General features: G+C 62.4%; 15 protein-coding genes. 8 read left to right on the forward strand and 7 right to left on the reverse strand.

Annotated elements, in window-relative coordinates; all coding sequences use genetic code 11:
- Window positions 1–199: 199 nt before the first annotated feature.
- The 4 genes from PF66_RS13670 to PF66_RS13685 all read right to left on the reverse strand — a co-directional run bounded on the left by PF66_RS13670 (window position 200) and on the right by PF66_RS13685 (window position 3,432).
- A complete protein-coding gene (locus PF66_RS13670; RefSeq protein WP_010447155.1) occupies window positions 200–838 on the reverse strand; it encodes a TetR/AcrR family transcriptional regulator in 639 nt (212 codons plus the stop codon).
- Between the two features lie 418 nt (window positions 839–1,256).
- Window positions 1,257–2,039: a TatD family hydrolase gene (locus PF66_RS13675; RefSeq protein ID WP_054062991.1), complete on the reverse strand. Its 783-nt coding sequence runs from the start codon at window positions 2,037–2,039 to the stop codon at window positions 1,257–1,259.
- A 14-nt stretch (window positions 2,040–2,053) separates the two neighbouring features.
- Window positions 2,054–2,410: a PilZ domain-containing protein gene (locus tag PF66_RS13680; RefSeq protein ID WP_017905754.1), complete on the reverse strand. Its 357-nt coding sequence runs from the start codon at window positions 2,408–2,410 to the stop codon at window positions 2,054–2,056.
- A 35-nt stretch (window positions 2,411–2,445) separates the two neighbouring features.
- Entirely contained in the window at window positions 2,446–3,432 is a 987-nt protein-coding gene (locus PF66_RS13685; protein ID WP_054056830.1) for a DNA polymerase III subunit delta', read from the reverse strand.
- A 217-nt stretch (window positions 3,433–3,649) separates the two neighbouring features.
- On the opposite strand from PF66_RS13685, the gene PF66_RS13690 reads away from it, so the two are divergent.
- Window positions 3,650–4,405, forward strand: a complete 756-nt coding sequence (locus tag PF66_RS13690) for a deoxynucleotide monophosphate kinase (protein WP_054062992.1) — start codon at window positions 3,650–3,652, stop codon at window positions 4,403–4,405.
- Between the two features lie 82 nt (window positions 4,406–4,487).
- Here PF66_RS13690 and prfH read toward each other — a convergent pair whose 3' ends face one another.
- From prfH to PF66_RS13705, 3 genes are all read right to left on the reverse strand, one after another.
- Window positions 4,488–5,105 carry a peptide chain release factor H gene (gene prfH / locus PF66_RS13695; protein ID WP_054062993.1) on the reverse strand — a complete coding sequence of 206 codons (618 nt, stop codon included), beginning with the start codon at window positions 5,103–5,105 and terminating at the stop codon, window positions 4,488–4,490.
- Complete coding sequence (locus PF66_RS13700) at window positions 5,105–6,241, reverse strand: RNA ligase RtcB family protein (protein ID WP_054062994.1); 1,137 nt, start codon at window positions 6,239–6,241, stop codon at window positions 5,105–5,107. The genes prfH and PF66_RS13700 overlap by 1 nt, the downstream gene beginning before the upstream one ends.
- A gap of 422 nt (window positions 6,242–6,663) precedes the next feature.
- The gene (locus PF66_RS13705) at window positions 6,664–7,599 is read right to left on the reverse strand and encodes a helix-turn-helix domain-containing protein (protein WP_054062995.1); all 936 of its coding nucleotides are present in this window, start codon (window positions 7,597–7,599) and stop codon (window positions 6,664–6,666) included.
- Between the two features lie 357 nt (window positions 7,600–7,956).
- On the opposite strand from PF66_RS13705, the gene PF66_RS33190 reads away from it, so the two are divergent.
- The 7 genes from PF66_RS33190 to PF66_RS13735 all read left to right on the forward strand — a co-directional run bounded on the left by PF66_RS33190 (window position 7,957) and on the right by PF66_RS13735 (window position 14,479).
- Window positions 7,957–8,118 (forward strand): hypothetical protein, encoded by a 162-nt coding sequence (locus tag PF66_RS33190; protein WP_193394203.1) that lies wholly within the window; start codon window positions 7,957–7,959, stop codon window positions 8,116–8,118.
- A gap of 39 nt (window positions 8,119–8,157) precedes the next feature.
- A complete protein-coding gene (locus tag PF66_RS13710) occupies window positions 8,158–9,216 on the forward strand; it encodes a phenylacetaldoxime dehydratase family protein (RefSeq protein ID WP_054062996.1) in 1,059 nt (352 codons plus the stop codon).
- 85 nt (window positions 9,217–9,301) lie between these two features.
- Entirely contained in the window at window positions 9,302–10,168 is an 867-nt protein-coding gene (locus tag PF66_RS13715; protein WP_054062997.1) for a transporter, read from the forward strand.
- Window positions 10,169–10,356: 188 nt separating this feature from the next.
- On the forward strand, window positions 10,357–11,871 hold the full coding sequence (locus PF66_RS13720; RefSeq protein WP_054062998.1) for an amidase: 1,515 nt from the start codon (window positions 10,357–10,359) through the stop codon (window positions 11,869–11,871).
- A gap of 81 nt (window positions 11,872–11,952) precedes the next feature.
- On the forward strand, window positions 11,953–12,546 hold the full coding sequence (nthA, locus tag PF66_RS13725; protein ID WP_054062999.1) for a nitrile hydratase subunit alpha: 594 nt from the start codon (window positions 11,953–11,955) through the stop codon (window positions 12,544–12,546).
- A gap of 41 nt (window positions 12,547–12,587) precedes the next feature.
- On the forward strand, window positions 12,588–13,250 hold the full coding sequence (gene nthB / locus PF66_RS13730; RefSeq protein ID WP_054063000.1) for a nitrile hydratase subunit beta: 663 nt from the start codon (window positions 12,588–12,590) through the stop codon (window positions 13,248–13,250).
- Window positions 13,247–14,479: a GTP-binding protein gene (locus PF66_RS13735; protein WP_054063001.1), complete on the forward strand. Its 1,233-nt coding sequence runs from the start codon at window positions 13,247–13,249 to the stop codon at window positions 14,477–14,479. The genes nthB and PF66_RS13735 overlap by 4 nt, the downstream gene beginning before the upstream one ends.
- Window positions 14,480–14,515 lie beyond the last annotated feature (36 nt).

Genomic DNA, 14,515 nt, shown 5'->3' on the forward strand with positions numbered 1-14,515 from the left:
GGACCCCGCAGGAGCCGGCTCGCTGGCGATGGCAGGATGTCAGACGGCCAATCCGTGACTGACAGGTCGCTATCGCCAGCAAGCCGGCTCCTACAGGTGCAGCGTGACATCAAGACACCGCACCCACCAAAACCTGACTCCAAAATCAGGTTTTGGCAAGTTCTTTCTCGGAAGTCCCTTCCAGTGACAAGTATAGAGCTCAGGCTACCGAATGATCGGTGTCGCGCTTGCGCTTGTTGCCCATGCGCACGCCGATATCCATCAGGAACTGGAAGAAGCCTTCCTGGTCTTCCAGCACGTTGCTCCAGAACGGCGAGTGGTACAGCGCGACCGCGCCGTGCACCAGCGCCCAGGCGGCACAGTAGTGGAAGTACGGAGGAACGTCCTCGAGCTTGCCTTCGCTGATACGGCCCTTGATCAGCAGGGTCAGGCGTTCGAAGTTGGAGGCGCGGATCTTGTGCAGTTCCTCGACCATCTCCGGGACCTGGTGGCCCTTGACCACCTTCTCTTCCAGGCGGTCGAACAGCCGGTAGCGCTGAGGGTCGCGCATGCGGAATTCGAAGTAGGCACGGGAGAGTGCTTCCTTGTCCTTGTCGACGTCGGCCGAGTGCAGCAGCTCGTTCAGGTCGCGCTCGTAGTCGAGCATCAGGCGCAGGTAGATCTCCGCCTTGGACTTGAAGTGCTTGTAAATGGTGCCTTTGCCGATACCGACGGCATCCGCGATCATCTCGACGGTGACACTGTCTTCACCCTGTTCGAGGAACAGCTTTAGCGCGGTATCGAGAATTTCCTGCTCGCGGCGACGAAACTCACGGACCTTACGGGGTTCTTTGTGCATAAGAAAAAGGTCTGTAGGGGCAAAATCGAAGCGAAGTATTATGCCTGAGCCGCGCCAAATTGCACGAATCATCAGCGGCTTTTCGTTTTCACTGTCGACGAATCAGCCTTCGCCAGTCAAAAAGTCTTCGTTCGGGTCACGCTGCGTCGCTCTACGACAAGGCCCGCGCCCCGGCTGAACATGTGAGAACTCAAGGGAAGCGGATGTATTCCAAATCTGTTTAAAAAATGAGCAGGCCTGACTGGACGTACCGCGATACTGACCAATACTTCAAATGTCGACGGGCATATCCCCCAAGTGTCACGTCGATAAAGGTGCCAATGGACCGCGCGCCTTTGTTTTACTCCTAATGGTCTTGACCCGGATTCACCCCCCAGAACCCGGGTTTTTTTTGCCTGCGATTCGAGCCGGCGACCCCTCAGGCCACATGCGCCAGCGGAAACAGTCGCTTGAAGTTCCCGGTGGTCTGCTCGGCAAAACGCTCGTAAGGCACGCCCCGCAACATCGCCAGGTATTCCGCCACTTCCCGCACGTATTGCGGCAGGTTCGGTTTGCCGCGATGGGGAATCGGTGCCAGATACGGCGAGTCGGTTTCCACCAGCAGACGGTCGGCCGGCACCTGCCGTGCCACATCGCGCAGCGCATCGGCATTGCGGAAGGTGACGATGCCCGACAGCGAGATATAGAAACCCAGGTCCAGCGCGGCCTTGGCCATGTCCCAGTCCTCGGTGAAACAATGCAGCACGCCCGCCTGGGGCAGTTGCGCTTCACGCAACAGTTGCAGGGTATCGGCACGGGCACTGCGGGTATGCACGATCACCGGCTTGCCGGTCTTGCGTGCCGCCTCCAGGTGCAGGCGGAAAGATGCCTGCTGGACCTCGGCCGCCTCCGGCTCATAGTGATAGTCCAGGCCGGTTTCGCCAATCGCAACCACCCGCGGATGATCGAGCTCGCGCAGCAGCCAGTCGAGGGCCGGGGTCGCGTCGGGCTTGACGTCCAGCGGGTGCACCCCGACCGAACAGTCGACATCGGCATAACGTTCGGCCAGGGCCTTCACCTCGGCGGCGTTGTCGGCGCTGACGCCGATGCACAGGAAATGACCGACACCGCGCTGGCGCGCAGCCTCCAGGGCGGCGTCCAGGGAGCCCTGGTGCGCGGTCAGGTCCAGGCGGTCGAGGTGGCAATGGGAATCTACAAGCATGGGAAAGGTGGCAACTACATCGTATGAGTGGGACGGTCGGACTTCAGGGCACCGGCCAGATGGGTTTCGATCTTGCTGCGGGCGGTGTTGTCGCCGTCATTGAACTGCACGCCGATACCGGCGGCGCGATTGCCCTGGGCGCCCTTGGGAGTAATCCAGGTGACCTTGCCGGCGACCGGAATCTTCTCCGGCTCGTCCATGAGGTTGAGCAGCATGAACACCTCGTCGCCCAACTTGTAGCTCTTGTTGGTGGGGATGAACAGGCCGCCGTTCTTGATAAAGGGCATGTAGGCCGCGTACAGCACCGACTTGTCCTTGATGGTCAATGACAGGATGCCGTTGCGCGGGCCAGGACCAATAGGTTCGTTCATGCGGACTCCCGAAATGCGGATAAGTCGATTCTACCTCAGTTTTGAGCAGGCAAAGCGGCCCACTGCACCAGCAGGGCCTCAAGCAGCAGTACCCGGTTGAGGTTGGCCTTGCTCAGAACTTTCTGGCGCTGGGCGAGGATCCAGTCCTGGATATTCAGGACCTTTTCCCGCGACGCCTTCTGCGCCAGGTACTGCACCACCTTGCGCATGTCCGGCAGGCCGAGGCCCTCCTCGTCCTGGGTCAGTTGATAACGCAGGATCAGGTTCGACCAGTCGCAGAACCAGTCGAACAGCAGCAACAGCGAAATGGCGTTCCAGCCTTCGGCCAGCTGAGTCGCCGACATCTGCTGCTTGAGCAGTTTCTTCACCCCGTCGACCACCTGCGCCCGTTGCTCGCGTACGCCCTGGGCCTGCAGGTTCGCGGCAGCCAGTGGCGAACCCGCCGCCAGGGTCAGCAGTTCCATCCGCTCCTCTTCGCTGCACTCGGGCAAGGCCGTGGCCAGCCATTGCAGGCTCATCGCCTCGCCCGGCAGCGGGCAGGCCTGCTGCACGCAGCGGCTGCGCACGGTGGGCAGCAGCCGACTGGACTGGTGGCTGACCAGCAGCAGCACGGTATCGCCGGACGGTTCTTCCAGGCTCTTGAGCAGGGCGTTGGCGGCGTTGATGTTCATCGACTCCACCGGCTCGATCAGTACCACCTTGCGCCCCCCCAGTTGCGCGGTCTGGGCGACGAACGCCACCAGGTCACGCACCTGGTCGACCTTGATCGCCTTGTCCGCTTCCTCGGGCTCGAGGATGTAGTTGTCCGGGTGGCTGCCGGCCGCCAGCAGCAGGCACGACTTGCACTGCCCGCAAGCCTCCAGGCCCGCCGGGCTCTTGCACAGCAGCAGCGCCATCAGCCGCTCGGCCAGCGCGCGCTTGCCGATCCCGGCCGGGCCATGCAGCAGATAGGCATGGGCATGCTGGGTACGGCCGGCCAGTTGCTGCCAGAGGGTGTCCTGCCAGGGATAGGCTTCAGCCATGCTGCAACCCCGTCGCAATCACGCCCCATGGTGCGCCAGCCTGTTGTTTTATCTTGATAAAAAATCTAAACACAGCAGTATGGGTATCCTTTCGACAACAGGTGAACAGGGAGGCCGTCCGCGCCGGTCGCCCTGGCAAGGCTTCAGGAGCAACAGTTTGAGAACCATCATCGGGCTCGCCGCACTCGCCAGATCCGGCAAGGACACGGTAGCGTCAATGCTGCTCGCACAGGCGGAGACTGCCGCCTTTGCCCTGGCCGATCCGCTCAAGGTCGGCTGCCAGGCCCTCTTCGGCCTGAGCGATGAACAAACCTGGGACGATACAGTAAAAGAGCGCAGGATTGACCTGTGGAACCGCTCCCCGCGCGAGTTCTTCCAGCAGGTCGGCACGGAGTGGATGCGCAATCATAACCCAGACCACTGGTTGCAGCGGGCGGATCGCGAGATCAATCCACCGCGGGACGACAGCACCTGGTCGGGCACCGCGGACCTGTCCGCGACCGACGCACCCTTCCGCCTGGCGGCCCAGGCCTTCTTCGATTTTTCCGATGGGCAGATCTGGGACCCGCAGCATTACGCACAAGTCGATCCGAGCTGGGACATTTCCCCACGGGATGCCGTTGCCCTGATCGAACGGCACGCCCTGGCCTTCGACCCCGACTATGCGGCCAAACGCGGCCAGCTGCCGCTGACCCCGCTCAAGCGCCGTCCTCCCCTGCCGGCGAGCGCCTCGACGATCATCATCAAGGACATCCGCTTCGAGAACGAAGCCCGGTACCTGCGCGAACACCATGGCGTCATCTGGCACATCACCCGCCCCAACCTGCAGCGGGTCAATGCCCACTCCTCCGAACTGGGCGTGGCGCGCCTGCCCGAGGATGTGCTGATCGTCAATGACGGCAGCCTCGAACAGCTACAAGAGACGGTGATACGAGCCTGGCAACACCACAAGACCGCCCAACAGGCACATTGATAATCCTGCCGCAGCCCACGCCCCTATAGTAGCCTGGCTTGCCTACGAAGGGGCCGGCAAGCCCGCCGCCGCCCTCGCGGCTTCAACCCAGCGGCTCGAACCGCTCGCCAACGAACACCCGGCTGGGGTTGCCGCGCTCCAACTGGTGGTGCAACAAACGTCGCGCCGCACGCGCGTCGGCTGCGCCCTGCTGCTGCAACTGCTCCAGTTTCAGCGCAATCAGGCGCAATGCCAGCCGCTTGTTGGCGTGCTGGCTGCGCTCGGACTGCACCTTGACGCTGATACCGCTGGCCAGGTGGGTAGCCCGCACCGCCGACTCGGTGCGATTGACATGCTGGCCGCCGGGACCGGAAGCACGCAGGGTCTCGAAACGGATTTCCCCTTCGAGCCCCAAGGCCGGCTCCGGGCAGCGCGCCACGCCGATGAACCAGTTCTTGCGCTGATGGCGCGGCCGGTAGGGGCTGGTCGCCCGCCACTGCAACGTACCCGTCCATTGCGCTGCCAGCGCTTCGGCGTCCGAGCCTTCCAGACTCAGCAGCACCGAACGCAACGTACCCGCTCGCGGGCCGGCCTCCTGCTCCAGCAGTTGCAAGCGTACGTCTTGCGCCTCGGCTTCCAGCTGCAAGCGCCCCAGCGCTCTGGTCACGGCCAGGCAGCATTCCTCCGGTCCCTGGGCGGCGGAAAATTGCAGCAGAATCATCAGCAGCACTCCCCGCGGGTTTTATAGGTCAACACCGGAGCCAACCGTGCCAGCGGTCGCACCAGGCCGGCCCGGACCAGCGTGTCGACGATGCTGTCCACTGGCTTGTAGGCCTCCGGCGCCTCCTCGTAGATCAACTGCCGATCCTCGCAGATCACATGTCCCCCCAGGCGGGTGCGCATCAGTTGCGCCGGGCTGAAACGCCGCGACAACCGGTCCTTGCACTCGCTGCGCATCCACTTGCGGCCGGCGCCGTGCGCCAGCGACAACAGGCTCAGCTCGCTGGGCAGCGGCTCCACCAGGTAGGTGAAATCCCCACGCGAACCGGGAATCGCCACCAGGCCGGCATCCGCCGGCGTCGCGCCCTTGCGGTGCAGCCAACCGTCGAGGCCGCCGATGCGGGCCGGCGACACCAGGTTGTGGTTGACGTCCAGCAGTGGCTCGCCATTGGCGCGCAAGCGCTCCAACATGCGCTGCGCAATCAGCCGCCGGTTGGCCTCGGCAAAGCGCAGGCCCTCGTCGTGGCGGGCCAGGTAGGCGAGGAAATCGGTACTGCCCTCCAGCAGACCGGCGTGGCCGTGCCGGTCCACTTGCTCGCGCAGAATGGCCTGGCCCAGGCCGCGCGAACCGCTGTGCACCAACAGCAGCAGGCGCTTGGGGTCCAGCGCCAGCGCGGCGGTGCGTTCGGTGTCGTAAATCTGCTCCACCCGCTGCAGCTCGGCGAAGTGATTACCGCCGCCGATGGTGCCCAGCGCGGCGTCGAAACCATTGGCCGGCAGCCCCAGCGCCGCCACCCGCTCGCGCCAGTCCTCGTCCAGCGGGCGATCCAGGTTGCCCAGTCGCTTGTCCAGCTTGTCGGCGCTCAATTTGCCAACGGCAAGGTCCGTTCGCCACAGCGCCATGCCGCAGCCGATATCACCGCCGATCAGGGCCGGATAGAGGCGGCCAACGGAGAAGAAAGCCGCGCCCACCGGATAGCCGCGACCGGGGTGCAGGTCCGGCATGCCGGCCACCCGGGCCATGCCCGGCAGCGCAGCGGTGGTGTGAAGTTGCTGGATCGCGGTGCCCTCGATCCAGGTGTCGTCCGAGGCCAGCAGCGTGACGGTCTCGGACAGGGTTTGCATGCAATTGCCCATGAATAGTCCCATCCATCCGGCAGGACGCCGACGGCCTGGCGCGGCGAGCGCGCAGGCGCAATACGGTCCCGAACCGGACGGTTCAGTAAAACGAAATCAACAGATGAATTGGCTAGGGCAGAGCCGGGGCCGAAGGCCATTCGACGTACGCGGCACTGATGCCGGGCACGGGGGAATTCAAGCTTGGGCGCGCTCTGCCAGGGAAGATGCGGTGTTTTGCATGATGGTCTCCTTGGCTGCGTGGTGGAAGAAAGGCCGGCATGCTAACGCAGAAGTCGCGACGACACAACGCACCTGCGTCGTGGCTCCGGCGATGGCTCGTACTTCAGGATGTAAAAGCGGCGACCATACCGTGTACCCGCGCTCGATCCTGGCCGGTCGAGCGCTACCCGGGCCCTAAGGGCGGCCTCGGGCGAATCCTCTCAGTTGCGCTGCAAAAGCGTATTGGGCGCCACGCCAAAGGCCTTGCGAAACGCATGGCTGAAATGGGAGAAATCAGAGAACCCGAACTCCAGCGCCGCTTGCGACACCGTACGCACCTGTCCGCGCTCGATCGCTTCACGGCTCGCGTTCAGGCGCTCTTTCCAGATTTCTGCGACCGGGGACTTCTGGTGACGCGCGAACGCCCGCGTAACGGTGCGGGTGGATACATTGTGGGCTTGCGCGATGACGTCGATAGACAGGTCCGGCTCGGTCAGGTGCCGCCGGATGTATTGCATGATGCGGCCGTAGAGGTCCAATTCCTGGTGGGTGGTCTTCAGGTCCTGAAGTTCCAGGCTGATCACCAGCAAGTCAATCAATGCGCCTGTATAACGATTCGAGATGCGCTCATCCTCCAACGACCTCGGTGCGCTCACCACCTGACGCAACATTTCACGCAATGGAATGACGCCGGGACGCCGGTCGTCGAGGACCATCGCGGTGTAATCGGCCACCCGTGGCAAACGCTCGGTCAACAAGGCCCGAGGAACACGGACCAGGTGGTTTTCGGTACCACCCAAACTGAATCGAAACGCCTGGGTTGCGTCGTAAAGAAACAAACTTCCGGTGGCCAGGCTGGCTTTTCTTCCGCCCTGCTCGATTTGTCCATGACCATTGCGGGAGAAGCCCAACCATAAATCCTCGGCCGGACCGCTGCGCAGGTGCCGTTCGGAACGTTCCCAGTAATGCAGCGGCGAAGACAGCGAAAAGATGTCCAGATCGCCGATGGCATTGACTGCGAGCTGGCCATCAAAACTGCTCTGGGACAGGGGTTTGCTATCTGCCGCCAGACAATGGCGACACACCACTTCCTTCCAGTAATCAAAGCGACGGGGTGCTGATACGGCAAGGGTCGAATACTGAGTGCTCGGGTTCATGACACTGACCTCGACAACGATGCAATAGGCGCGCGGGAAGTTCTGACTTGCAGCCAATCTTCAGCCACCGATAGCAATTAACAGGCCAGGCAGTTGCGGAGCTCCCTCAGTGCGCTGCCGTGCAACTTCCATCGCGAAGTTCGCCTGGCTGCGGTGCCGCTGCCTGCACCGCCCTCCCCATCGGGAGGCACGGCGGGTCACACAGTCGGGCCAGATGCACCAATGCGGACCATGGGAAGGTCATTTTCAGCCTTGTCTTTTCCAACCAAACGGTTGTCTCGTCAAACAAAGCGTCCCCTCGCCGTCCAGCCTAATTTCCACCTCACAGCAGCTCATACCCTTCTGACGAGGCACGCCATGCATCGACACGGTTCACAACGACTGGCTGATTGCTCCTGGCTTCTGCAGATGCGCGACCTCGCGCCTGAAGAGTCGGCCTACTGGTTGATTGAATGGGGGGCCATGAAGCTGCTGCACCGGCGGCAGATCGCCAAGCGCGACCAGCCGCTCAAGCGCTGAAACCCCGCAGGCCTGAACGAAAATAACGAGGAGCTCAAGATGGAATCTGCAATCGACAAACATCTCAAATGCCCACGCACCCTGTCTCGCCGGGTACCCGACGAGTACCAGCCACCCTTTCCCATGTGGGTTGCACGCGCTGGCGAGCAGTTGGAACAGGTGGTGATGGCCTACCTCGGCGTGCAATATCGCGGCGACGCCCAGCGCGAGGCCGCGTTGCAGGCGATGCGTCACATCGTCGGCAGTTTCAGCCTGGTCGATGGCCCCCAGACCCATGACTTGACCCACCACACCGATAGCAGCGGCTTTGATAACCTGATTGTGGTCGGATACTGGAAAGACCCTGCCGCCCACTGTCGCTGGTTGCGTTCACCCTCGGTGAATGACTGGTGGAATTCGCCGCAGCGGCTGGGCGAAGGCCTTGGTTACTTCCGCGAAATCACCGCCCCGCGCGCCGAGCAGTTCGAGACCTTGTATGCCTTCCAGGACCACCTGCCCGGTGTCGGCGCGGTCATGGATGCGATCAGTGGCGAGATCGAAGAACACGGTTACTGGGGCTCGATGCGCGACCGCTTCCCGCTCTCCCAGACGGACTGGATGCAGCCCACGAGTGAGCTGCAAGTGGTCGCGGGGGACCCCGCCAAAGGTGGTCGGGTCGTGGTCCTGGGGCATGACAACCTCACCCTGATCCGCTCCGGCCAGGACTGGGCGGATGCCGAGGCAGACGAGCGCTCGCTGTACCTCGACGAAATTCTGCCGACCCTGCAGGACGGCATGGATTTCCTGCGTGATAACGGCGGCCCCCTGGGCTGCTACAGCAACCGGTTCGTGCGCAACATCGATATGGACGGCAACTTTCTCGACCTGAGCTACAACATCGGTCACTGGCGCTCGGTCGAGAAACTCGAGCGCTGGGCAGAATCGCACCCTACCCATCTGCGTATTTTCGTCACGTTCTTTCGCGTGGCCGCAGGTTTGAAAAAATTGCGGCTGTACCACGAGGTGTCCGTGTCGGACGCCAGGAGCCAGGTATTCGAGTACATCAACTGTCACTCGCAGACCGGCATGTTGCGCGACGCGCTGCCGCCAGCCACCTGAAGTCCATCAGCGTTTACATCCCCCCATTTCAGCCTCCTTGCCACTCTCCTCGGGTGGCACGGCCTCCCTGTGCGAGGAATAAATGATGAACAAGATCCGACTGCTGACACTTTCCACCCTGTTACCCGCGCTCCAGGTGAATGCCGGTGAAGTGGCCCCTGGCGATTACGAGCAATACCCGGTCGGCGCGACCATTGGCGCAATTTATTACCAGCACGCCACCACGGACTCGGCCTACACCAACGGGCACAAGGCCAGCTCTGATTTCAGGTTGAGTTCGGACATCGGCATCCTGCGTCTACTGCATGTCTACGCGCTCAGTGACACCGTCACCATCGACCCGCAGTTCCTTTTGCCTTTCGGACACGTCTCCAGCGCAGGTGACGCCTCGGCGCTGGGCAGCACCCGCGGCGTTGGCGACCTGATCCTGACCGCGCCGGTCAAGTGGCGGCTCAACGAGGCCCGCGACACCCTCAGTATCGCCCCCTACCTGTATGTCCCTACGGGCACCTATGACAAGGACGACGCGCTCAACATCGGCGAAAACCGCTGGAAATTCGAGCTTCAGAGTGCCTACGTCAAGCACTTCACGGAGAAATGGGCGGTGGACCTGGTCGGCGGCGCCACCTGGTATGGCGACAACACCGACTATGGGGCGAATGCCGTGCGCTTGAAGCAGGACGTTTCCTACGCAGCACAGATCATGGGGCGTTACATGCCAGACGCCACCACCGCATTGGGTATCGGCTTGGGGCGCACCTGGGGCGGTGAGACGAGCGTCGGGCACGTCAATCAGGATAACGAGTTGGGCACCACCAACTTCCGTCTGACGGCCACCCAGTTCGTCACTCCCACGGACCAGCTCCAACTGCAATTGGGCAAGGATCTCTCGGTGGACAACGGTGCCAGGGAAGACTGGCGCATGAACCTGCGTTACGCGCACGTGTTTTGACCCAGGCGCCCACCGGACAACGACCACGGCCCCCTGCCGTCCTGGCGCGCAGGTGTCCGGCTCGACCAAGTCGATGTCTTTTTCAACCAAGCCCGGGGCTGGGAATAGGGACTATCTTGAGCACCAGCCCCACCCATTTGACGAGTAGGCAGTGCCATTCGGCCACTTACGATAAGGACAGTCCCATCATGGCAATCGTTCGCCCCACCCTTGAGCAGCTATTGGACCTCGCGAGCAGCCTGCACATGCAGCTCGACCGCGAGCAGGCCAGTGAATACCTGGCCCTCATGCAGTCCAGCTTCGACGCCTATGACCTGATTGACGAATTGCCCGACTTCATCCCGCCGATACGCTACGAACGCAGTTCAGGCTATCGTCCATCGGCTGAGCACAACCCGTTCAACGCCTGGTATTTCCGTACCGAAGTCAACGGCGCCCGCGAGGGCAAGCTGGCGGGCAAGACCGTAGCCCTCAAGGACAATATCTCCTTGGCCGGCGTGCCCATGATGAATGGCGCCAAGCCACTGGAAGGCTTCGTCCCTTCCTTCGACGCCACTGTCGTCAGCCGATTGCTCGATGCCGGGGCAACCATCCTCGGCAAGGCGACATGCGAACACTACTGCCTGTCCGGCGGCAGCCACACCTCTGATCCAGCGCCGGTGCACAACCCCCACCGCCAGGGTTTTTCTTCCGGTGGTTCCTCTTCCGGCAGCGCGGTCCTGGTGGCCGCGGGCGAAGTCGACCTGGCGGTGGGCGGTGATCAGGGTGGGTCCATCCGGATTCCTTCGGCGTTCTGCGGCACCTACGGCATGAAGCCGACCCATGGGCTGGTGCCCTACACCGGAATCATGGCCATCGAGTCGACGATCGACCATGCCGGCCCCATCACCGCCAATGTGCGCGACAACGCGTTGATGCTGGAGGTGATGGCGGGAGCGGACGGGCTCGATCCTCGCCAGGCCGCGCCGCGGGTCGACCGCTACAGCGATTATTTGGAGCGGGGCGTGGACGGACTCAGGATCGGCATCCTGAAGGAAGGCTTTGAACTGCCCAACCTGGATCCACGGGTGGCCTCATCGGTACGCAGTGCAATCGCACAGTTTGCGCGGCTCGGCGCACAGGTCGAGGAAGTCTCCGTTCCCGAGCACACGATCGCCGGTTCGCTGTGGCACCCCATCGGCTGCGAGGGCCTGACCATGCAGATGATGCATGGCAACGGCGCCGGTTTTAACTGGAAGGGGCTGTATGACCTGCCCTTGCTGGACAAGCAGGTCGGCTGGCGCGATGAGGCGGATGATCTGTCCGCATCCCTGAAGCTGTGCATGTTCGTCGGGCAATACGGCGTTCAGCACTACAACGGCCGCTTCTACGCCAAGGCGCAAAACCTCCGGCGCCTGGCCTGTGCCGGCTATGACGCGGCATTGGCCCGCTACGACCTGCTGGTGATGCCTACCGTGCCGATCCTCGCCCAGCCACACCCGGAGCCGGGTTGCTCGATCACCGAATACGTGGCTCGGGCGCTGGAAATGATCGGCAATGCCTCGGCCCAGGACATCACCGGCCACCCGGCCATGTCAATTCCCTGTGGCCGGGTGGAGGGTTTGCCGGTCGGGCTCATGCTGGTCGGCAAGCACTATGCCGAAGGCACGATTTACCAGGCCGCCGCTGCGTTCGAAGCGTCGGTCGACTGGAAAAACAGTTAGCCGGCGCGTCCCGTGCAGCGCAAAAAACCGATAAAAGCCGTGAAGCGTTTGCTTCGAAGCTCAACGATGAGGAATCCATTGATGAACTCACCTGAACGCACCACCTCGACCCCGGGCGAGCGGGCCCATGCGTTATTGCAAGTGCTCAAGCAAAAGGACCTGATCCCCGACGGTTACATCGAACACATGACCCAACTGATGGCACACCAATGGAGCCCGGAAAATGGCGCCCGGGTCGTGGCCAAGGCCTGGGTGGACCCGCAATTTCGTGAATGGCTGCTCAGGGACGGCACCGCCGCATGCGCCCAGTTCGGCTACACCGGCCCTCAGGGCGAATACATCGTTGCCCTGCAGGACACGCCCACGCTGAAAAACGTGATCGTGTGCAGCCTGTGCTCCTGCACCAATTGGCCCGTCCTCGGCTTGCCACCGGAGTGGTACAAGGGCTTCGAATTCCGTGCCCGCCTGGTTCGAGAAGGACGCACCGTCCTGCGGGAACTGGGTACGGACCTGCCGGACGAGGTCACCGTCAAGGTCTGGGATACCACGGCTGAAAGTCGCTACCTGGTGTTGCCGGTCCGGCCTCGGGGCAGCGAGTCCATGGATGAAGAGGCACTTCGAAAACTGGTCACCAAGGATGTCCTGATCGGCGTGGCGCTGCCGCGCGTGGCGTAGCCGGGACGCTTTGTTTCCTTCACTTTTCAGAGGTATTCACGATGGATGGTTTCCACGATCTCGGCGGCTTCCAGGGCTTTGGCAAAGTCCCCCATGCAATCAACAGTCTGAGCTACAAGCCCGTGTTCAAGCAGGACTGGGAGCACCTGGCCTACAGCCTGATGTTCATCGGCGTCGATCACTTGAAAAAATTCAGCGTGGACGAGGTACGTCATGCCGTCGAACGCCTGGATGTCCGCCAGCATGTCGGCACCCAGTACTACGAACGCTATGTCATCGCTACCGCCACGCTGTTGGTCGAAACAGGTGTCATCACCCAGGCGGAGCTTGATCAGGCCCTGGGGTCTCACTTCAAGCTGGCGAACCCCGCCCAGGCCAAGGGACGCCCGGCGATCACCGGTCGGCCACCCTTCGAAGCAGGCGACCGGGTGGTGGTCCGGGACGAGCACGTGGCGGGGCATATCCGCATGCCAGCCTACGTGCGTGGCAAGGAAGGCGTGGTCCTGCACCGGACTTCGCAAATGTGGCCGTTCCCGGACTCGATTGGCCATGGCGATTTGAATGCAGTGCATCAGCCGACCTATCACGTCGAGTTTCGCGTGAAAGACCTGTGGGGAGATGCCGCGGACGATGGTTTCGTGGTGGTCGATCTTTTCGAAAGCTACCTGGACAAGGCTCCCCACCCGCAAGCGGTGAGCGCATGATTGACGGCGCCCAGGCGGGCCGACTTCCGGTAACGGTGTTTTCGGGTTTCCTCGGCGCCGGCAAAACCACCGTGCTCAACCATGTCCTGCGCAACCGCGAAGGCCTGAAAGTGGCGGTTATCGTCAATGATATGAGCGAAGTCAACATCGATGCCGAAGAGGTGCAGCGCGAAGTGTCGCTGCACCGGGGTAGCGATGAGTTGATCGAGATGAGCAACGGCTGCATCTGCTGCACGCTGCGCGCCGACCTGCTGGAGCAGATCAGCGGCCTGGCGCGTCAGCAGCGCTTCGATTACCTGCTCATCGAGTCCACGGGTATCTCTGAGCCGATGCCGGTCGCGGAAACATTCGCCTTTCTTGACGACAAGGGCTTCAGCCTCAGTGAACTGGCACGGCTGGATACCCTGGTGACGGTGGTCGATGGCAGCCGTTTCCAGGCGTTGCTCGAGTCACCCGACAGCATTGCCCGCAACGACGCGAATGAACAGGCGCCCAAGCGCCATCTGGCGGATCTTCTGATCGAACAGGTGGAGTACGCCAACGTCATTCTCGTCAACAAGCTGGACCTGCTCGATGAACCGGGTTACCAGGCCGTGCATGCCATCCTCACTGGTCTTAATCCGAGCGCCCGGATCGTGCCGATCGCTCACGGTAACGTCGAGTTATCCAGCATTCTCGGTACCCGGCTGTTTGACTTGCCCAGCCTTGCCACATCACCGGGCTGGATGAGGAAGATGGAGGACACGGACACCCCGTCCTCCGAGTCGCAAACCTATGGCGTGACCTCCTGGGTGTACCGCGAGCGTGCCCCTTTTCACCCCCAACGCCTGCTCGACTTTCTCTCCCGCCCCTGGAGCAACGGGCAACTGTTGCGCTGCAAGGGTTACTTCTGGCTCGCCAGCCGATACCTGGAAACCGGATTGCTGGTTCAAAGCGGCAGGCAATTCCAGTGGGACTATGTCGGCCGCTGGTGGAATTTCATCGAGCCTTCGCAATGGCCCCGGGACGACTATCGGATGCAGAGCATCATGACCAAGTGGGACAGCGTTGTCGGCGACTGCCGACAGGAGTTGGTCTTCATCGGCCAGGATCTCGATACCCACCGGCTGCAGCGCGAGCTCGACAACTGCCTGCTGAGTGCAGAGGAAATCGCTGCCGGCCCGTTGGCCTGGCAAACCCTGTCGGGAGCGTCAGCGTTCGACAGCGGGGCCTGGTCGGCATGCCCATGACGGGCTGTGGGATATCGAGGTGGTCGCCGATGAAGT

This window comes from Pseudomonas asplenii (assembly GCF_001293465.1).
Classification (GTDB): Bacteria; Pseudomonadota; Gammaproteobacteria; order Pseudomonadales; family Pseudomonadaceae; genus Aquipseudomonas; species Aquipseudomonas fuscovaginae_B.